Annotated in this window: 23 protein-coding genes; 21 read left to right on the forward strand and 2 right to left on the reverse strand. The window is 72.3% G+C overall.

Annotation, left to right across the window (positions count from 1 at the left end; translation table 11 throughout):
• Window positions 1-756: AAA family ATPase (locus E1166_RS19745; RefSeq protein ID WP_165944386.1), on the forward strand; the 756-nt coding region annotated here is incomplete at its 5' end.
• The gene (locus tag E1166_RS19750; protein ID WP_132340854.1) at window positions 756-1376 is read left to right on the forward strand and encodes an HAD-IA family hydrolase; all 621 of its coding nucleotides are present in this window, start codon (window positions 756-758) and stop codon (window positions 1374-1376) included. The genes E1166_RS19745 and E1166_RS19750, both read left to right, overlap by 1 nt.
• Before the next feature lie 45 nt (window positions 1377-1421).
• Here the strand turns inward: E1166_RS19750 and E1166_RS19755 are convergent, their stop codons facing one another.
• Window positions 1422-1952 (reverse strand): DinB family protein, encoded by a 531-nt coding sequence (locus tag E1166_RS19755; protein WP_132340856.1) that lies wholly within the window; start codon window positions 1950-1952, stop codon window positions 1422-1424.
• Window positions 1949-3694: an alkaline phosphatase D family protein gene (locus E1166_RS19760; protein WP_132340858.1), complete on the reverse strand. Its 1746-nt coding sequence runs from the start codon at window positions 3692-3694 to the stop codon at window positions 1949-1951. Before E1166_RS19760 ends, E1166_RS19755 begins: the two co-directional genes overlap by 4 nt.
• 155 nt (window positions 3695-3849) lie before the next feature.
• Here E1166_RS19760 and ftsY point away from each other — a divergent pair, with 155 nt between their 5' ends.
• The 19 genes from ftsY (at window position 3850) to E1166_RS19855 (ending at window position 21538) form a co-directional block, all read left to right on the forward strand.
• Entirely contained in the window at window positions 3850-5031 is a 1182-nt protein-coding gene (gene ftsY, locus E1166_RS19765; RefSeq protein ID WP_132265153.1) for a signal recognition particle-docking protein FtsY, read from the forward strand.
• Between the two features lie 7 nt (window positions 5032-5038).
• Complete coding sequence (locus E1166_RS19770; RefSeq protein WP_165942612.1) at window positions 5039-5902, forward strand: aminoglycoside phosphotransferase family protein; 864 nt, start codon at window positions 5039-5041, stop codon at window positions 5900-5902.
• 230 nt (window positions 5903-6132) lie between these two features.
• On the forward strand, window positions 6133-7542 hold the full coding sequence (locus tag E1166_RS19775; RefSeq protein WP_132340860.1) for an ammonium transporter: 1410 nt from the start codon (window positions 6133-6135) through the stop codon (window positions 7540-7542).
• Between the two features lie 25 nt (window positions 7543-7567).
• Window positions 7568-7906: a P-II family nitrogen regulator gene (locus tag E1166_RS19780; protein WP_207914370.1), complete on the forward strand. Its 339-nt coding sequence runs from the start codon at window positions 7568-7570 to the stop codon at window positions 7904-7906.
• A 10-nt stretch (window positions 7907-7916) separates the two neighbouring features.
• Complete coding sequence (locus E1166_RS19785; RefSeq protein WP_132340862.1) at window positions 7917-10220, forward strand: [protein-PII] uridylyltransferase; 2304 nt, start codon at window positions 7917-7919, stop codon at window positions 10218-10220.
• A 324-nt stretch (window positions 10221-10544) separates the two neighbouring features.
• A complete protein-coding gene (gene ffh, locus E1166_RS19790) occupies window positions 10545-12098 on the forward strand; it encodes a signal recognition particle protein (RefSeq protein ID WP_132265142.1) in 1554 nt (517 codons plus the stop codon).
• Window positions 12098-13177 (forward strand): amidohydrolase family protein, encoded by a 1080-nt coding sequence (locus tag E1166_RS19795; RefSeq protein WP_132340864.1) that lies wholly within the window; start codon window positions 12098-12100, stop codon window positions 13175-13177. The genes ffh and E1166_RS19795 overlap by 1 nt, the downstream gene beginning before the upstream one ends.
• Before the next feature lie 79 nt (window positions 13178-13256).
• The gene (gene proS / locus E1166_RS19800; protein ID WP_132340866.1) at window positions 13257-14663 is read left to right on the forward strand and encodes a proline--tRNA ligase; all 1407 of its coding nucleotides are present in this window, start codon (window positions 13257-13259) and stop codon (window positions 14661-14663) included.
• A 49-nt stretch (window positions 14664-14712) separates the two neighbouring features.
• On the forward strand, window positions 14713-15333 hold the full coding sequence (locus tag E1166_RS19805; protein WP_132340868.1) for a DUF402 domain-containing protein: 621 nt from the start codon (window positions 14713-14715) through the stop codon (window positions 15331-15333).
• Window positions 15334-15574: 241 nt separating this feature from the next.
• Window positions 15575-16015: a 30S ribosomal protein S16 gene (gene rpsP, locus E1166_RS19810; RefSeq protein ID WP_132265134.1), complete on the forward strand. Its 441-nt coding sequence runs from the start codon at window positions 15575-15577 to the stop codon at window positions 16013-16015.
• The gene (locus E1166_RS19815; protein ID WP_132265132.1) at window positions 15990-16250 is read left to right on the forward strand and encodes an RNA-binding protein; all 261 of its coding nucleotides are present in this window, start codon (window positions 15990-15992) and stop codon (window positions 16248-16250) included. The genes rpsP and E1166_RS19815 overlap by 26 nt, the downstream gene beginning before the upstream one ends.
• 2 nt (window positions 16251-16252) lie before the next feature.
• Entirely contained in the window at window positions 16253-16846 is a 594-nt protein-coding gene (rimM, locus tag E1166_RS19820; RefSeq protein WP_207914371.1) for a ribosome maturation factor RimM, read from the forward strand.
• A 15-nt stretch (window positions 16847-16861) separates the two neighbouring features.
• Window positions 16862-17650, forward strand: a complete 789-nt coding sequence (trmD, locus tag E1166_RS19825; RefSeq protein WP_132340870.1) for a tRNA (guanosine(37)-N1)-methyltransferase TrmD — start codon at window positions 16862-16864, stop codon at window positions 17648-17650.
• A 143-nt stretch (window positions 17651-17793) separates the two neighbouring features.
• The gene (rplS, locus tag E1166_RS19830) at window positions 17794-18153 is read left to right on the forward strand and encodes a 50S ribosomal protein L19 (RefSeq protein ID WP_132265126.1); all 360 of its coding nucleotides are present in this window, start codon (window positions 17794-17796) and stop codon (window positions 18151-18153) included.
• A gap of 187 nt (window positions 18154-18340) precedes the next feature.
• Window positions 18341-19216, forward strand: coding sequence for a signal peptidase I (gene lepB / locus E1166_RS19835; RefSeq protein ID WP_132340872.1), 876 nt, complete (start codon window positions 18341-18343; stop codon window positions 19214-19216).
• The gene (lepB, locus tag E1166_RS19840; RefSeq protein ID WP_132265122.1) at window positions 19213-19845 is read left to right on the forward strand and encodes a signal peptidase I; all 633 of its coding nucleotides are present in this window, start codon (window positions 19213-19215) and stop codon (window positions 19843-19845) included. Before lepB (E1166_RS19835) ends, lepB (E1166_RS19840) begins: the two co-directional genes overlap by 4 nt.
• 57 nt (window positions 19846-19902) lie before the next feature.
• On the forward strand, window positions 19903-20412 hold the full coding sequence (locus tag E1166_RS19845; RefSeq protein WP_132340874.1) for an NUDIX hydrolase: 510 nt from the start codon (window positions 19903-19905) through the stop codon (window positions 20410-20412).
• Complete coding sequence (locus E1166_RS19850) at window positions 20406-21218, forward strand: ribonuclease HII (RefSeq protein ID WP_132265118.1); 813 nt, start codon at window positions 20406-20408, stop codon at window positions 21216-21218. The genes E1166_RS19845 and E1166_RS19850 overlap by 7 nt, the downstream gene beginning before the upstream one ends.
• Complete coding sequence (locus tag E1166_RS19855; RefSeq protein WP_007075222.1) at window positions 21215-21538, forward strand: DUF2469 domain-containing protein; 324 nt, start codon at window positions 21215-21217, stop codon at window positions 21536-21538. The genes E1166_RS19850 and E1166_RS19855 overlap by 4 nt, the downstream gene beginning before the upstream one ends.
• The last annotated feature ends 29 nt before the right edge of the window (window positions 21539-21567 follow it).

Genomic DNA, 21567 nt, shown 5'->3' on the forward strand with positions numbered 1-21567 from the left:
ACCCAGCTCGTCCCGCCCACCCAGGTGGACGTCGCGGCGGCCGAACGCGACGGCCTGCCGGTGCCCGAGCCGGTCCGCTACGAGCGGCCGGTGCAGGAGAAGCGGGCAGCCAAGGCGGAACGGGAACTGGCCCTGCTCGGCAAGGTCAACCCGCTCGCGCTGGAGGAGTTCGCCGCGCTGGAGGAACGCTTCAAGTTCCTCTCCGAGCAACTGGAGGACCTCAAGGCCACCCGCCGGGACCTGCTCACCGTGGTCAAGGACGTCGACGACCGGATCCTGGAGGTCTTCGCCAGCGCGTTCGCCGACACCGCCCGGGAGTTCGAACAGGTCTTCACCGTGCTCTTCCCCGGCGGCGAGGGCCGCCTGGTCCTCACCGACCCCGACGATCTGCTCACCACCGGCGTCGAGGTGGAGGCCCGACCCCCGGGCAAGAAGATCAAGCGGTTGTCGCTGCTCTCCGGCGGCGAGCGGTCGCTGACCGCGGTGGCGATGCTGGTGGCGATCTTCCGGGCCCGGCCCAGCCCGTTCTACATCATGGACGAGGTCGAGGCGGCGCTGGACGACGTCAACCTGGGCCGGTTGATCACCCTCCTGGCACAGTTGCGGGAGAAGAGTCAGCTGATCGTCATCACCCACCAGAAACGGACCATGGAGATCGCCGACGCGCTCTACGGAGTGACCATGCGCAGCGGGGTCACCCAGGTGATCAGCCAACGGCTCAACCGGGCCGACAACGACGGGCAGGAGAACGACTAGTGGGTCGGGAACGCGCCACGGCGCTCCTGGTGGACCTCGACGGGGTGCTGCGCCGCTGGGATCCGGCGGTCGCCGCCGGGGTCGAGCGGGCGTACGGGCTTTCGGCGGGGGTGCTCGGCGAGATCGCCATGCAGTGGGGGCGGCTCCAGCCGGTGCTGACCGGCCGGGTCAGCCACGCCGAGTGGATGGCCAGCGTCGCCGACGCGCTCACCCCCTCGCTCGGTGACCCGGACCGGGCTCGCGCCGCGGTGCAGGAGTGGCAGCACTACCGGGGCGAGGTCGACCCGGACGTGCTGGCCTTCGTCCGCGAGGCGCGGGCGGGTGGGATCAAGGTGGGTCTGGGCACCAACGGCACCGACCTGCTCGACGCCGACCTGGCGGCGCTGGGCCTGGTCGGCGAGTTGGACGTGGTGGTCAACTCCTCGGCCGTCGGGGTGCACAAGCCGGCCAAGGAGTATTTCCAGATCGCCTGCGCGGCGCTGGAGACCGCACCGTCGCGGGTGCTCTTCGTCGACGACGAGGACCGGGCGGTCAGCGGCGCACGGACCGCGGGGCTGTCGGCGTACCGGTGGAGCGGACCGGACGGCCTGCGCTACCTGCGGGCGGCGCTGGCGTACTGACCCGGCCGGCCGGGCCGGCGTACCGACCCGGCCGGCCGGCTCGGCTCAGTCGCCGGTGACGCCGTCGATGCGTTCCCGGATCAGGTCGGCGTGGCCGTTGTGCCGGGCGTACTCCTCGATCATGTGCAGGTAGACCCACCGGACGCTGATCTCGTCGGTACTGCCGTCGCGGCGGCGAGTCTGGAAGGTCTGCTCCAGCGACAGGCCGGCGGCGGCGGCGCGGGCCGCCGCCACCTCGGCGGCGAAGGTGGCGAAGTCGGCCTCCGCGTCGGCGTCGGCGACGTCGTCGAAGTCGCCGTCCGGGTTCTCCTCGGTGCAGTAGATGCCGTCGATGGCCTCGCCCGCGGCCCGGATCCGGAACCAGACCCGCTCCACGTAGGCCAGGTGTCGGACCAGGCCGAGCAGGGTCAGCCCGGACGGCTTTACGCTCGGCGTCTTCAACTGCTCGGCGGTCAGCCCCGCGCACTTGACCAGCAGGGTGTCGCGGTGGAAGTCGAGCCAACCCTCCAGCATGGTGCGTTCGTCGGCGATGTACGGTTCCTTCGTCCGGGTGATCTCCGGTGCTCTCCAGGTCATGTCGGCCATCCTCCCCGGCTTCCGTGGCCGTCGCCGGCGCGGGTCAACCGCCGCCGGGCCACCACGCGCAGGTGGCCGTCGCTCGTGGTGCCCTCGATCAGCACCTCCGCCTGCCGCCCGGTGTGCGCCAGGGTCGCCACCGCGTTGCCGAAGTACGGGCCGGCCAGCTTCTTCCACCGCACGCTGGGTCGACGGACGCCGACCGAACGGGCCAGCGCCCGGGCGGCGGTGGCCAATCCACGGCTCCAGCCCAGCCGCATCAGCGGGCGCAGTCCCGTCGGCACCTGGTTGTGGATCGGGGAGCAGGTCAACTGGTGCACCGGGGTACGGACCGCCGGGTCGTCGAAGCGGGCCCGGGCCACGTACGAGTGGTGCACGTCGCCGGAGAGCACGCTGATCGACGCGGGTGCGGGGTACGCAGGCCCGGCACCGACCCGGTCGCCGGAGGTGGCCGCCGTGCCGCTGCCCAGCCGGGCGAAGAGGGCGCCCAGCGCGTCGAACGAACGGCGGAACGCCGCCCAGTGTTCCAGGTCACAGGAGCGGCGGATGCGTTCGGCCAGCCGCGCCACCCAGGGCCGGCCGGAGTCGGCCAGGCGTTCGTTCCACGCCTCCACGTGGTGGATGGCCGGCGGCAGCAGCCACGGCAGCGAGGCCCCCACCACCAGGTGGTCGTAGACGCCGTGCGCCCGGTCCAGGAACCAGGACCACTCGCCGGCCGGCAGCATCGCCCGGTTGCCCGGCTCCAGCACCCGGCTGCACCGGTTGTCGAGCATCACCAGGCGGGTCCGCCCCAGGTCGAGGGCGTAGCTCCACTGGTACTGCACCGCCCGCCAGCGCACGGTGTCGTGCGCCTCGTCGGCCTCCCGGTCGACCCGTTCGCCGAACTCGCGCAGCACCTCGGTGGCGTCCTCGGCGGCCATCACCTTGGCGTACAGCGGGTCCTCGGCGATCTCGTCCGGGGCGAGGTTGCCCAGGTGCTGGTAGACCCAGTACGAGGCCAGGCCGCTGCGGATCCGCTCCGCCCACCACGGCTGCACCCGCATGTCCGCCCGCCACGAAGCCGAGGTGTTCCAGTCGTCGATGACCTCGTGGTCATCGAAGATCATCACGCTCGGCACGGTGGAGAGCAACCAGCGGATCTCCGGGTCACGCCAGGACTCCAGGTAGAGCTTCGTGTACTCGTCGAAGCTGACCACCTGGGTGGTCGGGGCGCCCTTCGGCCGCTTGCGGCGTCGCCGCAGCAGCCGGCGCACCGTGGGGGAGGTCACATCGGCGTAGACCTGGTCGCCCAGGAGCACCAGCAGGTCGGGCAGGCCCGCCGGATCCGGATCGGCCAGCAGCCGCCGGGCGTACGCGTCGAGCGCGTCCGGGGGCAGCCGGCGGGCGGTGGCGTGCTGGGTGGTCTCCCGGCAGGACCCGAAGACCAGCCGCACCGGCTGGTCGCGGTCGTCGGCGGCCCTGGTCCGGATCACGCTGGGCGGGAAACCGCCGGCCGGCACCGGCCAGGCCACCTCGTCGTCGATCAGCACCTGGTACGGGGTGGCGCTGTCCGGGGTGAGGCCCGCCACCACGACGAGCGCGTAGTGGTGGTCGTACGCGGAGAAGGTCGGCGCGGAGCCGGACGCCCCGGCGGCGGTGCGGACGGTGACCACGGCGGGCCCGCTGGTCTCCACCCAGACGGTGGCCCGGGTGCCGACCACCCGACGCAGCAGAGGTCCGATGAGCAGGCGCGCGGCGGGCATGGCGGGACCTCCGGGGATGAGCGGGCTTCATCATTACTACCCCGCCGGCGGTCGCGCCACTGCCGGCTGCGGGACGGGCTGACCGCCGCGCGCGCCGGACGGCCCGGGGGTGCGGTCGATGAGACGCGGCTGCCGGCATCTGACAGGATTTCGGCATGAAGGACTACCTCCTCGTCGCACTCGCCCTGCTCGGTGTGCTGATCATCGGCGCCCTCAGCCTGGTGGTGCCCCGGCTGCGCCGGCGCCCCGAGCCGCCGCTGCCGGAGACCGCGGTCGACACCCGCACCGAGGAGGACCTGGCCGGTCCCCCCGTCGAGGCACCCGAGTCCGAACTCTCCACCGGCGTCCTGGTCGAGCCGCCGGTGGTCGAGGCGCCTCCGCTGGAGATCCCCGAGCCCACCGCCGGCCGGCTGGTGCGACTGCGCTCCCGGCTGTCCCGCTCGCAGAACGCCTTCGGTAAGGGGCTGCTCGGCCTGCTCAGCCGGGACCACCTCGACGAGGACGCCTGGGAGGAGATCGAGGACAGCCTGATCACCGCCGACGTCGGGATCGACGCCACCCGGGAGATCGTCGACCGGCTCCGCGAGCGCACCCGGGTACTCGGCACCCGCTCCGCCACCGAGCTTCGCGCGCTGCTCGCCGCCGAGCTGGTCAACGCCCTCGACCCGAGTCTGGACCGGTCGCTGCGGACCACCCCGAAGCAGGGTATGCCGGCGGTGTTGCTGGTGGTCGGCGTCAACGGTGCCGGCAAGACCACCACCTGCGGCAAGATCGCCCGGGTGCTGGTCGCCGACGGCCGGACCGTCACCCTCGGCGCGGCCGACACCTTCCGGGCCGCCGCCGCCGACCAGCTGGAGACCTGGGGCGGCCGGGTGGGCGCGCAGACCGTCCGTGGCCCGGAGGGCGCCGACCCGGCCAGCGTCGCCTTCGACGCGGTCCGCCGGGGCATCGACGCCGGCACCGACACCGTGCTGATCGACACCGCCGGCCGGTTGCAGAACAAAATCGGCCTGATGGACGAGCTGGGCAAGGTCAAGCGGGTGGTGGAGAAGCACGGCCCGATCGACGAGACGCTGCTCGTCCTCGACGCCACCACCGGGCAGAACGGGTTGGAGCAGGCCCGGGTCTTCACCGAGGTGGTCAACGTGACCGGCGTGGCGCTGACCAAGCTCGACGGCACCGCCAAGGGCGGCATCGTGATCGCCGTACAGCGAAAGCTCGGTATCCCGGTCAAGCTGGTGGGCCTCGGCGAGGGCGCGGACGATCTGGCCCCGTTCGATCCGACGCAGTTCGTCGACGCGCTGCTCGGGACCGAGCCGCTCGCCCGGGACGCGTAACCTCGCGGTGACGAACGACGATCGCGCGTACGCCGGGTGGCGCGAGGCCCGCCACTCCGGTCCGCGCCTGGGGAGACCGTACGTGACCTCGCAGGAGATCCCGCTGCACGGCGGGAACGTGAGCACCGTGGTGCGGGTCGGTGACACGGTCCGCCGCAACGCCGGCCCCTGGACGCCCGCGGTGCACGCCCTGCTGCGCCACCTGGAGTACGTCGGGTTCAGCGGCGCGCCGCGCGCGCTGGGCATGGACGAGCGCAACCGGGAGGTCCTGTCGTACCTGGAGGGGGAGTGCGGGGAGTACCCGCTGGCCCCGCACTGGGTCACCGACGAGGCGCTGGTGACCGTGGCCACCATGCTACGGATGTTCCACGACGCGCAGTACGGGTTCGCGCCGCCGGCCGGGGCGGTCTGGCGCTCGTTCGGCCCGCCCCCGCCGGACACCGAGGTCATCTGCCACCATGACGCCGCTCCGCACAACGTGATCTGGCGGCCGGACGGCACCCTCGGGCTGATCGACTTCGACCTTGCCTCGCCAGGTGCCCGGATCTACGACGTGGCGTACGCCGCCTGGACCTGGGTGCCGATCTTCTCCGATCGGGACTCGATCACGCTGGGGTGGAAACGGCCCGACCGCCCGCGTCGGTTGCGCCTGTTCGCCGACGCGTACGGGCTGATCCCACGGGACCGGCACCGCCTGATCCGGACCATCCGCAAGCGGATCGTGGACCACGTGGAAGGCATCCGCCGGATGGCGGCGGCCGGCGAGCCGGCGTTCGTCCGGATCGTGCACAAGGGCCACCTGCGGCGTCCGATGCGGGACCTGCGCCTGCTCGACTACGAGCGGCACACCCTGGAGCGGGCTCTGTACTGAGCCGCACCGCGACGAGGAAGGGGCGTTCCCAGGTGGGGACGCCCCTTCTGTCCGGTTTCCTGGGGTGATGATCGCGGTTCTTCACATGCCGGAAACAAGTCGTCACGTGCCGGAAATCGTGCCGTGTCGGTGCAGGAAACAGGGGACGGCGAAGCTTCCGCGCAACCGGCGTACGGGCGACGCTGCCCCGGAAGCCGCGAGGGAGGGAACTTCACCTTTAGGAGGCCAGCGTGCCTGAAGCACCGACGATCGACGGCGGCAACACCGTTTGGCTGCTGGTTTCGACCGCGCTCGTGCTGCTTATGACCCCCGGACTGGCGCTGTTCTACGGCGGACTCAACCGGTCCAAGGGTGTGCTCAACATGATGATGATGAGCTTCTCGGCCATCGGGCTCATCTCTATTCTGTGGTGGTTCTACGGATTCAGCGTCGCCTTCGGGTCCGACGTCAACGGGCTCTGGGGCGACCCGGGCGCCTACCTCGGCACCAAGACCTTCCTGGCGGAGACCGACCTGTGGGGCGCGACCGCCGAGAACCCCAGCGGCATCGGGGTCCCGCTCTACGTCTTCATGGCGTTCCAGATGGTCTTCGCGGTGATCACCGTCGCGCTGATCAGCGGCGCGATCTCCGACCGGGCCAAGTTCGCCGGCTGGCTGATCTTCGCCTTCGGCTGGGCCACCCTGGTCTACTTCCCGGTCGCCCACTGGGTGTGGGGCGGCGGCATCGTCGGCGCCAAGATCCACGCGCTGGACTTCGCCGGTGGGACCGCGGTGCACATCAACGCCGGTGCCGCGGCGCTCGCCCTGGTCCTGGTGCTCGGCAAGCGGCTCGGCTGGCCCCGCGAGGGCATGAAGCCGCACAACATCCCGCTGGTCGCGCTCGGCGCGGGCCTGCTCTGGTTCGGCTGGTTCGGGTTCAACGCCGGCTCGGAGCTGACCGTGGACTCGGTCGCCGGTCTCGCCTTCATCAACACCCAGCTCGCCACCGCCGCGGCGGTGCTCGGCTGGATCGCGGTGGAGTGGGTCAAGGACAAGAAGCCGACCATGGTCGGTGCCTCCTCCGGTGCCGTCGCCGGTCTGGTCGCCATCACCCCGGCCTGCGGCTTCATCGCCCCGTGGGCGGCGGTCCTGCTCGGCGTCGTCGCCGGTGTGGTCTGCGCGCTCGCCATCAGCCTGAAGTACAAGCTCGGCTACGACGACTCGCTCGACGTGGTCGGCGTGCACTTCGTCGGTGGCTGGATCGGCTCGCTCTGGCTCGGTCTGTTCGCCACCAACTCGGTCAACGCCGCCATCACCGACGTGGTCGGCGCCTCCGACGGCCTCTTCTACGGCGGCGGCGTCACCCAGCTCGGCCGGCAGGCCCTCGGTGGTCTGATCGTGACGGTCTGGTCGTTCGCCGTGGCCTACGGCCTCGCCCTCGCCATCGAGAAGACCATCGGTTTCCGGGTCAAGGCGGAGGCCGAGATCGAGGGCGTCGACATCGCCGAGCACGCGGAGAGCGCGTACGACCTGTCGCCGAGCACCGGCGGCGCCGCCGCTGGGGCGTTCGCGATGGCCGGGCTGACCCCGGGCGCCGCGAAGTCGGCCTCGGGGGAGGCCCCCGCGTCGGCTGCGGCAGTGGACGAGAAGGTCGCCGGTTAACGTTCGGAGAATGGAGGGCATGGACATGAAGCTGGTGACCGCGGTCATCAAGCCGTACCAGCTGGACGCGGTGAAGGAGGCTCTGCACGCCCTCGGCGTGGCCGGCCTGACCGTCAGCGAGGTCCAGGGGTACGGGCGGCAGAAGGGGCACACCGAGGTCTACCGGGGTGCCGAGTACACGGTCGAGTTCCTGCCCAAGATCCGGGTCGAGGTGCTCACCGACGAGATGGACGTCGACAAGATCGTCGACGCCATCGTCACCGCGGCCCGGACCGGCAAGATCGGTGACGGCAAGGTCTGGGTGACGGGTGTCGAGGAGGTCGTCCGGGTCCGTACCGGCGAGCGTGGCCTCGACGCGCTGTGAGAGTCCGTTGATGACCCCGTCGACCAGGAGCGCCGCGTCGGACACCGCACCAACCGACGCGCCCGCCCCGGTCGACGGGGTCGGCGGCATCGGGGAGGCCGCCCGGGCCCGGCGTGCCGACGGGCACGACGCCTGGCTCCGGTCGCTGCTGCCCGCCCGGGACGGAATCGCGCTGGTCGCCGTCGGCGGTCTGGGGCGGCGGCAGTGCGCCCCGCACGGCGACCTCGACCTGGTGCTGCTGCACGACAGGGTGCCCGGGGTGGACGAGCTGGCGGCCTCGCTCTGGTACCCGATCTGGGACGCCGGGGTGCGGCTGGACCACTCGGTGCGCACCGTCACCGAGGCGCTCGCGGTGGCCGAGGACGACGTCAAGGTCGCGCTGTCCCTGCTCGACGCGCGCTTCGTCGCCGGTGACCGGGGGCTCGTCGACCACCTGCTCCGCACGGCCGTCGACCACTGGCGGCGTACCGCCGTCCGCCGGCTCCCCGTGCTGCGGGAGATCACCGAGACCCGCTGGCGTACCCACGGCGAGCTGGCCTTCCTGCTCGAAGGCGACCTCAAGGAGGCGGCCGGCGGGCTGCGCGACGTGGGCATCCTGCGCGCCATCGCCACCGCCGGGGTCACCGACGCGCTGCGCCCCGCCGTCCACGCCGCGCATTTGCGCCTGCTGGACACCCGCGACGCCCTGCACGAGCAGGTCGGCCGCCGGGTCGACCGGCTGCTCGCCCAGGAACGCGACGCGGTGGCCCGGCTGCTCGGTCTGCGTCGCCCCGCGTCCGAGACCGGTCCGGACGGCGTCGCCGTCCACGACGGCGACGCGCTGCTGCGGCGGGTCGCCGGGGACGCCCGCACCGTCAGCCACGCCCTCGATGACGCGTGGCGGGCCGCCGACCGGTTGCGCACCGGCCGTCGACGCGGGGGAGACGATCGGCCGGTGCGCCGGCCGGTCGCCCGGGACGTGGTCGAGCACGACGGCGAGCTGGTGCTGGCCCGGACCGCCATCGGCGCCCGTCCCGATCCGAGCCTGTCGCTGCGGGTCGCCGCGGCGGCGGCCACCACCCGGCTGCCGATCGCCCGGGCCACCTGCGAGTGGCTGGCCGCGTACTGCCCGCCGCTGCCGGCGCCCTGGCCGCCGGCCGCCCGAGCCGCGTTGACCACCCTGCTCGGGGCCGGTGCCGGCCTGCTGCCGGCCTGGGAGACCTGCGACCGGTACGGGCTGATCGACGGCTGGTTGCCCGAGTGGACCCGGATGCGCAGCCTGCCGCAGCACAACCCGGTGCACCGGTTCACCCTGGACCGGCACCTGGTGCAGACCGCGTACGAGGCCAGCCGGCACACCCGGGACGTGGACCGGCCCGACCTGCTGCTGCTCGCCGCGTTCCTGCACGACATCGGCAAGGGGCTCCCGGGCGACCACAGTGTCGTCGGGGCACCGATCGCCGAGGAGGTCGCCGCCCGGATCGGTCTGCCGGCCGCGGAGGCGGCGCTGATCGGCACGCTGGTGCGGCTGCACCTGCTGCTGCCCGACGTGGCCACCCGGCGGGACCTGTCCGATCCGAAGACCGTCGCCGGGGTCGCCGAGCAGGTCGGCGACACCACCACCCTGGACCTGCTGCACGCCCTGACCCGGGCCGACGCGGCGGCCACCGGCCCGGCCGCGTGGTCGGACTGGAAGGGACGACTGATCGCTGAGCTGGTCGGCCGGGTACGCACCGCGTTGGACACCGGCGTGGTGCCTCCGCCACCGGCCCCGGATCCGGCGCTGGTGGCCGGGCCGCTTCCCGTCGTACACCTGGGGGAGGACCGGGTGTCGGTGGCCGCGGCGGACCGGCGGGGCCTGCTCGCGACGGTGGCCGGTTGCCTGGCCCTGCACCGGCTGGAGGTGCTCGCCGCGGACGCCACCACGGTCGACGGCCGGGCACTGGTCGAATGCCGGGTGCAGCCCCGGTACGGTCTCGGGCCCGACCCGATCGCGCTCAGCACCGACCTGCGTCGCGCCGTCAACGGGGACGTCTCGGTCACCCAGCGGCTGCGCGGCCGGGCGCTCGCGGCGCGGGGCGCGGGGGCCGCGCCCCGGGTGGTCTGGCACCGGGAGGCTGCCACCGACGCGGTGCTGCTCGAGTTGCGGGCCGCCGACGCGGCGGGGCTGCTCTACCGGGTGACCTGTGCCCTGGACGAGGCCGGTGCCCAGGTGCGCGCCGCCCGCATCTCCACCCTCGGCGGCGACGTGGTGGACGTGTTCTATCTGGTCGGCGGTTGGCCGGGGGACGCCGAGCGGGCCCGGCTGGAGGCGGCCGTGCTGGGCGCGGTCTGAGCTCGTCCGGGCGGCCGGTGGGTGCGGCGGGGTCGGTGTCCGGGAACCCAGGGGAGACGCAGGTGGTTGTGAGGCGCTACAGACCTGAACGCATGGGTGGATCGCCAGGCTCCGATGATCCCCGAGGCCGAGGTCGACGCCGGGGGCGCGGTTGTCCGGATGATCCATTCGTGCCATCAGGTTTGCAGGGTGCGACGGGCAGCTCCGCGCACGACGGAACGGCTGGGCGGAACACGGGGACGGGCGGCGGGCTACCCTAGCGGTGGCTGGACACCTGCCCGGCCGCGTTGTGCCCGCCGGAAAAACGACAAACGGGATGTTCGCGTGTTTGACACCTTGAGTGACCGCCTCTCCGGGATCTTCACCAAGCTCCGCGGCAAGGGTCGGCTCACCGACGCCGACATCGACGCCACCGCGCGCGAGATCCGCATGGCGCTGCTGGAGGCGGACGTCGCGCTGCCGGTGGTCAAGGGCTTCATCGCCAACGTCAAGGAGCGGGCGCGCAGCGCCGAGGTGTCCCAGGCGCTCAACCCGGCCCAGCAGATCGTCAAGATCGTCAACGAGGAGCTGATCACGGTCCTCGGCGGCGAGGGGCGGCGGCTCCAGTTCGCCAAGCAGCCGCCGACGGTGATCATGCTGGCCGGCCTCCAGGGTTCCGGTAAGACCACCCTCGCCGGCAAGCTGGCCCGCTGGCTCAAGGCCCAGGGGCACCAGCCGCTGCTGGTCGCCGCCGACCTCCAGCGCCCCAACGCCGTCGGGCAGCTGCAGGTGCTCGGCGGCCGGGCCGGGGTCGAGGTGTACGCCCCGGAGCCCGGCAACGGCGTCGGCGACCCGGTGCAGGTGGCTCGCGCCTCGATCGAGCACGCGCGGCGGGCCGCCCGGGACATCGTCATCGTCGACACCGCCGGCCGCCTCGGTATCGACACCGAGATGATGCGGCAGGCCGCCGACATCCGCGACGCGGTCGACCCGGACGAGGTCATCTTCGTCATCGACGCCATGGTCGGTCAGGACGCGGTCCGCACCGCCGAGGCGTTCCGCGACGGGGTCGGCATCACCGGCGTGGTGCTGTCGAAACTCGACGGTGACGCCCGGGGTGGTGCCGCGCTGTCGGTCCGGGAGGTCACCGGGCAGCCGATCCTCTTCGCCTCCACCGGAGAGAAGCTGGAGGACTTCGACGTCTTCCACCCCGACCGGATGGCCAGCCGGATCCTCGGTATGGGCGACGTCCTCACTCTGATCGAGCAGGCCGAGCAGGCCTTCGACGCCGATCAGAAGGAGAAGATGACCGCCAAGCTGATGGGCGGCGAGCAGTTCACCCTGGAGGACTTCCTCGACCAGCTCATCGCCGTCCGCCGGATGGGCCCGATCGCCAACGTGCTGGCCATGATGCCCGGCATGGGGCAGATGAAGGACCAGCTCGCCGATCTGGACGACAAGCACTTCGACCGGGTCACCGCGATCATCCGGTCGATGACCCCGGCCGAGCGGACCAACCCGAAGATCATCAACGGTTCCCGGCGGGCCCGCATCGCGGGCGGCTCCGGGGTCACCGTCATGGACGTCAACCAGCTGCTCAACCGCTTCGCCGACGCGCAGAAGATGATGAAGCAGATGGGCGGCATGATGGGCCTGCCGGGCAGTCGGCGCAAGGCCACCAAGTCGCCGAAGAACAAGCGGAAGGGCACCAAGGGCGGTGGCGGCCGGCCGCGGATCGGTGCCGGTGGCGTGCCGGGCGGCTTCCCGGGCGGTATGCCGCAGCTTCCGCCCGGCATGGACCCGGGCGACCTGGCCGGTGGGCAGGGGCTGCCCCCGGGCTTCAAGCTTCCGAAAATCGACTTCAACAAGTTCGGTAAGGGCGACAACCGCCCTCGCTGATGGCTCTGCACGTACGCGGTGTGCTCCTGCCCGACGACGAGGTGCGGGATCTCTGGCTGGTCGGCGACCGGGTCACCTTCGAGCCGGTGCCCGGCGCGGAGACGATCGCCGACGGCGGCTACCTGCTGCCCGGCCTCACCGACGCGCACTGCCACATCGGCATCGCCCGCGGCGGTGCCCCGATCGCCTCGCTCGACCAGGCCCGCGACCTGGCCCGCGCCGACCGCGACGCCGGGGTGCTCGCCATCCGCGACGCCGGCTCCCCGTACCCGTACCCGGAACTCGACGACGAGCCGGACCTGCCGCGACTGGCCCGCGCGGGCCGGCACATCGCCCCGCCCAGGCGGTACCTGCGCGACATCGGGGTGGAGGTCGGCGCGGCCGAGGTCGCCGCGACCGTGGCCGCGCAGGCGCGCGCCGGCAACGGCTGGGTCAAGCTGGTCGGCGACTGGATCGACCGCCAGGCAGGCGACCTCGCGCCCGCCTGGGACGCGGACACCATGACGGCGGCCGTGGTGGCGGCCCACGCCGCCGGCGTACGCGCCGCGGTGCACACCTTCTCCGAGACGGCCGTGGAGATCATGGTGCGGGCCGGGGTGGACTCGGTGGAGCACGGCACGGGGCTGAGCCTCGACCTGATCGACCTGATGGCCCGCCAGGGCACGGCGCTCGTGCCCACAATGATCAACATTCGGACCTTCGGCGGGATCGCCGACCAGGCCCGGGCGAAGTTCCCCGGGTACGCCGACCACATGCTCGCCCTGCGGGACCGCTTCCCGGAGGTGGTGCGGGCCGCGTACGAGGCGGGGGTGCCGATCTACGTCGGCACCGACGCGGGCGGCGGCATCGACCACGGCCTCGCCGCCGAGGAGATGCTCCTGCTGCACGACCGGGCCGGTATGTCCCCCGACGACGTGCTCGCCGCCGCCTCCTGGCGGGCCCGCGACTGGCTCGGCTTCCCCGGGCTCGTCGAGGGTGGCCTCGCCGACCTGGTCGTCTACCCCGAGGATCCACGGGCCGACCTCCGGGTCGTCCGGGCCCCCTCCCGTATCGTCCTGCGTGGCCGGGTGCTGCGCTGACCCGCGGTCCGTGGCGCGACGCGGCCGGTGGGCCGCCCGGACGCCACCGCGGCGCGGTCGCCGCATAGGATGTGCGGTCATGGCTCGCGTGCTCACTCCCCGTGCGGAGGACTTCCCCCGCTGGTACCAGGACCTCATCGCCAAGGCGAAGCTGGCCGACAACGGCCCGGTCCGGGGGACCATGGTCATCCGTCCGGCCGGCTACGCCATCTGGGAGCGGATGCAGGCCGAGATGGACGCCCGGATCAAGGCGGCCGGCGCGGAGAACGCGTACTTCCCGCTCTTCATCCCGGAGAGCTACCTCAAGCGCGAGGCCGAGCACGTCGAGGGCTTCTCGCCGGAGCTGGCGGTGGTCACCCACGGTGGCGGCAAGCAGCTCGCCGAGCCGGTGGTGGTGCGCCCCACCAGTGAGACGGTGATCGGCGAGTTCATGGCCAAGTGGATCGACTCGTACCGGGACCTGCCGCTGCTGCTCAACCAGTGGGCCAACGTGGTCCGCTGGGAGCTGCGCCCCCGGATCTTCCTGCGGACCAGCGAGTTCCTCTGGCAGGAGGGGCACACCGCGCACGCCACCCGGGACGACGCCCGGGCCTACGCGCGGCGGATCCTGCACGAGGCGTACGAGGACCTGATGGTCAACGTGCTCGGCATCCCGGTGGTGGTCGGCCTGAAGACCACCCGGGAGCGCTTCGCCGGCGCGACCGCCACGTACACCTGCGAAGGCATGATGGGTGACGGCAAGGCGCTCCAGCTCGGCACCAGCCACGAGCTGGGGCAGAACTTCGCCAAGGCGTTCGACATCAGCTACTCCTCCGCCGAGGGCGGCCGGGAGCACGCCTGGACGACCTCCTGGGGCACCTCCACCCGGATGCTCGGTGGCCTGATCATGGCTCACGGCGACGACAACGGCCTGCGGGTGCCGCCGAGGCTGGCGCCGATCCAGGCGTACGTGATGGTGGTCAAGGCCGGCGAGGGCGTCGGCGAGGCGGCGGCCAAGCTGCGCGACGCGCTGCGCGACGCGGGCGTGCGGGTCGCGCTCGACGACCGCGTCGACACCCCGTTCGGCCGCCGGGCCGTCGACGCCGAGCTGCGCGGCTACCCGGTACGCGTCGAGGTCGGCCCCCGCGACCTGGCCGCCGGCAACGCGGTCGTGGTCCGGCGTACGGACGGCTCGAAGGCCCCCACCCCGGTGGCGGACGTGGTCGGCGCGGTGCTGGCCGCCCTGGACGCCGACCAGCGGGCGCTGCACGACCAGGCCCTGGCCCACCGCGAGTCCCGCACCACGGAGGTGTCGACGCTGGCGGAGGCGATCGAGGCGGCGGCCACCGGCTGGGCCCGGGTGCCGTGGTCGGCGGTCGGCGTGGCCGGTGAGGCGGAGGCGAACGGGCAGGGCGTGACGGTGCGCTGCCTGCTGCGCGCCGACGGCTCGGTGCCGGACTCGGAGGACGAGCCGGACCTGGTCGCCATCCTGGCCCGCGCCTACTGAGGTGCGCCCGGCCACTCCCGACGACCGGTTCGAGCCGGGTCGGTTGATCATGCATCGGAACGTGCGGCGCGGCCGGATCGGTTGGGTCCGGGCGGGCCGGGTGGTCAGCGACGACGAGCGCGGCCTGCTGCTCTGGATCGCCCGGGACGCCCCGGTGGCGCACGAGGTGACAGCGGCGGGCCTCGGCATGCGGGCAATGCCCTTCGCCGAGTGGATCACCTCGTCGTACCGGCTGGCGCGGGGCCGGTGGAACGGTCCGCCGGTGCTGAAGTTCCTGCCCACCGGGGCGGCCCACTCGGTCTGGTGGTTCCGTGACGGGCAGGGCCGCTTCATCAACTGGTACGTGAACCTGGAGGAGCCCGGTGTCCGGTGGGACGACGGTGCCGTCGCCGGGGTCGACGTGGTGGACCAGGACCTCGACGTGGTGGTCCACCCCGACCGGAGTTGGGAGTGGAAGGACGAGGAGGAGTTCGCCGAGCGGATCGCCTTCGCCGAGCACTACTGGGTGGCCGACGAGGCGACGGTCCGCGCCGAGGGCGAGCGGGTGATCGCCCTCGCCGAGGCGGGGGCCTTCCCGTTCGACGGCACCTGGTGCGACTACACCCCGCCGGCGGCCTGGGACGTGCCGGACGAGTTGCCGCCGGGCTGGGACCGTCCGCCGGTGCGCTGAGGCGTGTTCCATGTCACGCCGACGCCGGCTCCGCGCGCGGTGTCCGGGTCCGGTGTGAGAGATCGGCGGCGGATCTGGCAGAATGGGTCGCTGGTATCCGGCGCGCGTCCGGCGCCCTCTAACCCGGGCGTGTCGCCAGTCCACCGAGCAGTCTCCGGCCCAACCCCACTGTGCCGGTCGGCGCTCACCCGTGCACACCGCCCGTCCGGGCCGGTGAGATCGCAACAGGAGCGAAACAACTGTGGCCGTAAAGATCCGGCTCCTGCGGATGGGTAAGATCCGCAACCCGCAGTACCGCATCGTCATCGCCGACTCGCGCACCAAGCGTGACGGTCGCGCGATCGAGTTCGTCGGCGTGTACCAGCCGAAGGAAGACCCTTCGGTGATCGAGGTCAAGTCGGACCGGGTCCAGTACTGGCTCTCCGTCGGCGCGCAGCCGAGCGAGGCGGTGCAGCGTCTGCTGGAGCTGACCGGTGACTGGCAGAAGTTCAAGGGCCTGCCGGCCCCGCCGCCGCTGAAGGTCGCCCCGGAGCGGGCCGACCGCAAGGCGGCGTACGAGGCCGAGGCGCAGGCCGCCGCCGGCGTGGCCGCGACCCCGGCCGCCAAGCCGGCCAAGAAGGCCGCCAAGACCGAGGCCCCGGCCGAGGCCGCTGCTCCTGCCGACGCCGGTGAGCAGGCCTGACGTGGCACTGCGTCCCGCGCTGGAGCACCTGGTCAAGGGCATCGTCGACCACCCGGACGACGTGCGCGTCCGCATGATCGACTCCCGTCGGGGCAAGCGGCTGGAAGTCCGCGTGCACCCCGAGGACCTCGGCACCGTCATCGGGCGGTCCGGCCGGACCGCCAAGGCGCTGCGCCAGGTGATCGGCTCCATCGGCGGACGCGGGGTACGCGTCGACATCGTCGACTCGTACTGATGCTGCTCGTCGTCGGCAGGATCGGCAAACCGCACGGCATCCGCGGTGAGGTCACCGTGGAGGTGCGGACCGACGAACCGGAAGCACGGTTCGCCCCGGGTACGGTGCTCCGCACCGCGCCCGGGGCGAGACCCCGGGCCGAGGCCCCGGGCAGGGAGCCGCATACCGAACCCGGGCCGGTGCCCGCGACCGACGCCGGGACGCAGTTCCAGGTCCCGGCGGAGCTGACCGTCGAGGCGGCCCGCTTCCACCAGGGCCGGCTCCTGGTCGCCTTCGAGGGCGTGCTGGACCGCGACGTCGCCGAGGTGCTGCGTGGCACCCTGCTCGTGGTGGACAGCGCCGACGTGGCGCCGCCGGAGGACCCGGAGGAGTTCCACGACCACCAGTTGGTCGGCCTCGCCGTGGTCACCCCGGACGGCCAGCGGCTGGGCGAGGTCGCCGGGATCGACCACGCTCCCGCCTCGGACCTGCTCGTGCTGCGCCGGCCCGAGGGGCGTACCGCATTGATCCCCTTCGTCAAGGCGATCGTCCCCGAGGTCGATCTCGCCGGCGGCCGGGTCGTGGTCGACCCGCCGGACGGCCTGCTCGACCTGTAGCCGGAGCCGCCCCTCATGCGCGTCGACATCGTGTCGATCTTTCCCGAGTACTTCGCCCCGCTGGACCTGTCGCTGATCGGCCGGGCTCGGGCGAACGGGACGCTCCGGCTGGCCGTGCACGACCTGCGGGACTGGACGCACGACGTGCACCGGACGGTCGACGACACCCCCTACGGCGGCGGGCCCGGCATGGTCATGCGCCCGGAACCCTGGGGCGCGGCCCTGGACGCCCTGGCTCCGGGCGAGCTGAGCCCCGACGGGCACACCCTGCCCCGGCTGCTGGTGCCCTCCCCGGCCGGCGTGCCGTTCACCCAGGCGATGGCGCACGAGTTGGCCGCCGAGTCGCACCTGCTCTTCGCCTGCGGCCGGTACGAGGGCATCGACCAGCGGGTGCTGGAGCACGCCGCGACGCGGATGCCGGTCACCGAGGTGTCTCTCGGTGACTACGTGCTCTTCGGCGGCGAGGTGGCGGTGCTGGTGATCCTCGAGGCGGTCACCCGGCTGCTGCCCGGGGTGCTGGGCAACGCCGGCTCGCTGGAGGAGGAGTCGCACGCCCACGGGCTGCTGGAGGCTCCCATGTTCACCAAGCCGGCGACCTGGCGGGGGCTGGAGGTGCCGGAGGTGCTCCGTTCCGGCGACCACGGCAGGATCGCCCGCTGGCGGCGGGACGAGGCGTTGCGGCGTACGGCGGCGCGCCGTCCCGACATGATCGCCGCGCTCCCCCCGGGAAGCCTCGACAAGCGGGACGTCGCCGCGTTGGATCGGGGTGGGTTTCCGGTGCCGCCGGGGGATGTGGCAAAGTAGGGGGGTTGCCGCGCCCGCCCACGCCGTGAGCGGACGCGAGGGCCCCCGACCGGGGCCGGCGTCGCCGGCTGCCACCCGGGAGTCAGAATCACCCATCCGCGCACCGACTGACGGTGCGCCGTGAGCCTTACGAGGACGCAGCGATGAACATCCTGGACGCCCTTGACGCCCAGTCGAAGCGGGTCGACCTTCCCGACTTCCGTGCCGGTGACACCGTGAAGGTGCACGCGCGGGTCGTCGAGGGCAACCGGTCCCGTGTCCAGATCTTCCAGGGCGTCGTCATCCGTCGCCAGGGTGACGGTCTGCGCGAGACCTTCTCGGTCCGCAAGGTCAGCTTCGGCGTCGGCGTGGAGCGGACCTACCCGCTCAACAGCCCGGCGATCGACCGGATCGAGGTTGTGACCCGCGGTGACGTCCGCCGCGCCAAGCTCTACTACCTGCGCGAGCTGCGGGGCAAGAAGGCCAAGATCAAGGAGCTGCGCGAGAAGCAGCCGGCGAGCTGAGCACCGCTCGCCACGCCCCTGACCTGCGCGGATGTCGTATCGACCAGATCGAACTACCCTGGTCGTACGGGCGCAGGAGGGCTGCGACGCCGCGACGTGGTCACGGCATGCGATCGTCCACTACCGCCCGTGGAGCCTCGAGGAGGCTCCCGGGCGGTAGTGTCGTTTCTGCGGACCGGGGAGTGGCGTGGTGCAGGTGCTTGACGACAACGGCACGGTCGACCCGTGGCGCAGGAGGGCCCGCCGCACCCCGAAGCAGATGCCACTCTGGCAGGAGTTGCCGCTGCTGCTGATCGTGGCGTTCTGCCTCGCGGTGCTGATCCGCACCTTTCTGCTCCAGGCGTTCTTCATCCCGTCCGGCTCGATGGAGGACACTCTCCTCGTCGGCGACCGGGTCCTGGTCAACAAGGTCGTCTACGACGTCCGTGACCCGGTGCGCGGCGAGGTGGTGGTGTTCCGCGGCACCGACCGGTGGGTGGCACAGGAGCCGACCGGCCCGCCGCCGGACTTCGCCGGCAAGATCGCTCGTACCCTCGGCGATCTGGTCGGGGTGAGCCGCCCCGGTGAGAAGGACTTCATCAAGCGGGTCATCGGCGTGCCCGGGGACCGGGTGCGGTGCTGCGACGAGCAGGGCCGGGTGCTGGTCAACGACATCCCGCTGGACGAGCCCTACGTGATCCGCAACTCGCCGCTAAACGTGCCGCCCAATCCCGGGGAGTGCCGGTCACGGCGCTTCGACGAGATCGTCGTCCCACCCGACCAGATCTTCGTGATGGGCGACCACCGGCTGGTCTCCCAGGACGCCCGGTGCCAGGGGCCGGTGCCGATCGACAACGTCGTCGGCCGGGCCTTCATGGTGGTCTGGCCGTCGCAGCGGTGGGCGTCGCTGTCGGTGCCGGCGACCTTCGCCCAACTGTCCCGCCCGGCCGCCGCGCCGGCGCAGCCGGTCGAGGCCACCCCGGTCGGCGGTGTCGTCCTCCTCGTCCCGATGGCGGGGCTGATGTCGGTTCTCGCGCGTTCCGGACGATCTCCGCGTGCCCGGCGACGTAGGCTCCATTCGTGATTGACGAGCAGACCGAGAAGCCCCGCAGCTCCTTCTGGAAGGAGCTGCCCATCCTGCTGGGCGTGGCGATCCTGGTGGCGGTGCTGGTCCGCGCCTTCGTGCTGCAGACCTTCTTCATCCCGTCACCGTCCATGGAGAACACGCTCAAGATCGACGATCGGGTGCTGGTCAACAAGCTGGTCTACGACTTCCGGTCGCCGCACCGAGGCGAGGTCGTGGTGTTCAAGGCGCCGACGTCGTGGAGCGGCAACCCCAACGGCGAGGACTTCATCAAGCGGGTGATCGGTGTGGGCGGGGACCGGGTCGTCTGTTGCGACGCCGGCAAGCTGGTGATCAACGGCCAGCGGCTCGACGAGCCGTACATCTACTCCGCCGATGGTCAGCAGGACAAGCCGGCCGACCAGGAGTTCGACATCACCGTCCCCGCGGGGCGGCTCTGGGTGATGGGTGACCACCGCTCCGCCTCGGGTGACTCGCTGGAACACTGGCAGCAGTCCGGTCGGGACGTCACCGAGGCGACGATCCCGGAGGACCGGGTGGTCGGCCGCGCCTTCACGGTGTTCTGGCCGGTGGACCGGGCAACCTGGTTGAGCGTGCCGAAGCCGTTCGACGCGATCCCCAGCCCGTAACCGCGGCCAACCGCCCTGACGTGGCCCCGGGTCACCCGCGTCTGGCAGTCTGGGGCGGTGACCGTCCATACCCCTCGTCGTGCGGGCCGGGTGCTGCTCGTCGACTCCGCAGGCCGGGTGCTGCTCTTCGAGGGCGTCGATCCGGCCCGACCGGAGCACCGCTACTGGTTCACCCCCGGCGGTGGGCTCGACCCGGGCGAGACCCCGGCTCAGGGCGCGGCCCGCGAGTTGGCCGAGGAGACCGGGCTGCGGCTCAGCCCGGCCGAGCTGGGCGCCCCGGTCTGGTCGGAGACGGTCGAGTTTCCCTTCGACGGCGTCCGCTACCGCCAGGAGCAGGAGTTCTTCCTGGTCCGGATCGACGCCTGGGAGGTGGACACCACGGGCTTCGACGCGGTCGAGCGGGCCACCGTGTCCGGGTACCGGTGGTGGTCGGTGGCGGAACTGGCCGCCACCGACCAGCGGTACTACCCGGAGGACCTACCAGGCGTGCTGGCCCGGGCGCTGGCCGGTGACCCGCTCCCGGCCACCGGGCCGGTCGACCCGTCGCACGGGGGTGCGCCGTGCTGACGCCGCCGCGCACCGTGGTACGCCGCGACGGTGGCCTGTACGCCCTGGAGCGCGCCCTGCAACGGCGGGGTTTCCGGCACGTGGCCGGAGCCGACGAAGCCGGCCGGGGTGCCTGCGCGGGTCCGCTGGTCGCCGCCGCCGCGATCCTGCCCGAGGGACGGCGGGGCGAGATCGACGGGCTGGCCGACTCCAAGCTGCTCACCGCGGCCAGCCGGGAGCGGGTGTACGACGAGGTGGTCAGCCGCGCCCTGGCGTACTCGGTGGTGGTCATCCCGGCCGAGGAGGTCGACGCGCGAGGGCTGCACGTGTGCAATCTCGCCGCGATGCGCCGGGCGCTGGCGTCGCTGACCACCCGACCGGACTACGTGCTGACCGACGGGTTCGGCGTGGACGGGCTGGACGTGCCGGGGCTGGCGGTGTGGAAGGGCGACCGGGTGGCGGCCTGTGTGGCGGCGGCCAGCGTGCTGGCCAAGGTCACCCGGGACCGGATCATGGTGGAACTCGACGAGCGCCACCCCGGCTACGGCTTCGCCGAGCACAAGGGGTACATCACGGCCGAGCACACCGGTGCGCTGCGCGAACTCGGCCCGTGTGTGGAGCACCGTTTCTCGTACGTGAACGTGGCCGCCGTGTCCGGGCGCGACGGGGCCCCGCCCCGGGCGCGACGGCCTGTCGGCGGGTCCGCGCCCGAGCCGATGGAGCACGCGGGCGCGTCAAGGAGTACCGTCGGCGTGGCGTTGGGCGAGCAGCCTCGACCCTCCGCGGCGGTGGGGGAAGATGTGGTCATGGAAGGCGGAGAGCGATGAGCGCGGAAGATCTCGAGAAGTACGAGACCGAGATGGAGCTGCAGCTCTACCGGGAGTACCGCGACATTGTCCGCCAGTTCTCCTACGTGGTGGAGACCGAGCGCCGCTTCTACCTGGCCAACCAGGTCGACCTGCACGTGCGCAACTCCGACGGTGAGGTCTACTTCGAGGTCGAGATGCACGACGCCTGGGTGTGGGACATGTACCGCCCCGCTCGGTTCGTCAAGAACGTCCGGGTGATGACGTTCAAGGACGTCAACGTCGAGGAACTCGAGAAGCCGGATATCTCCCTCCCTGCCGATTCCGGCTTCGGCGGCTGACCGACCCACCCGATCCACCGGCCCCCAGC

Source organism: Micromonospora sp. KC213, from assembly GCF_004348325.1.
Classification (GTDB): domain Bacteria; phylum Actinomycetota; class Actinomycetes; order Mycobacteriales; family Micromonosporaceae; genus Micromonospora.

Coding starts and splice junctions, on each gene's coding strand:
- E1166_RS19755 (WP_132340856.1), bottom strand. CDS start 1,952: ATGACCTGGAGAGCACCGGAGATCACCCGGACGAAGGAACCGTACATC.
- E1166_RS19760 (WP_132340858.1), bottom strand. CDS start 3,694: ATGCCCGCCGCGCGCCTGCTCATCGGACCTCTGCTGCGTCGGGTGGTC.
- ftsY (WP_132265153.1), top strand. CDS start 3,850: ATGAAGGACTACCTCCTCGTCGCACTCGCCCTGCTCGGTGTGCTGATC.
- E1166_RS19780 (WP_207914370.1), top strand. CDS start 7,568: ATGAAGCTGGTGACCGCGGTCATCAAGCCGTACCAGCTGGACGCGGTG.
- E1166_RS19785 (WP_132340862.1), top strand. CDS start 7,917: ATGACCCCGTCGACCAGGAGCGCCGCGTCGGACACCGCACCAACCGAC.
- E1166_RS19795 (WP_132340864.1), top strand. CDS start 12,098: ATGGCTCTGCACGTACGCGGTGTGCTCCTGCCCGACGACGAGGTGCGG.
- proS (WP_132340866.1), top strand. CDS start 13,257: ATGGCTCGCGTGCTCACTCCCCGTGCGGAGGACTTCCCCCGCTGGTAC.
- E1166_RS19805 (WP_132340868.1), top strand. CDS start 14,713: ATGCATCGGAACGTGCGGCGCGGCCGGATCGGTTGGGTCCGGGCGGGC.
- trmD (WP_132340870.1), top strand. CDS start 16,862: ATGCGCGTCGACATCGTGTCGATCTTTCCCGAGTACTTCGCCCCGCTG.
- rplS (WP_132265126.1), top strand. CDS start 17,794: ATGAACATCCTGGACGCCCTTGACGCCCAGTCGAAGCGGGTCGACCTT.
- E1166_RS19855 (WP_007075222.1), top strand. CDS start 21,215: ATGAGCGCGGAAGATCTCGAGAAGTACGAGACCGAGATGGAGCTGCAG.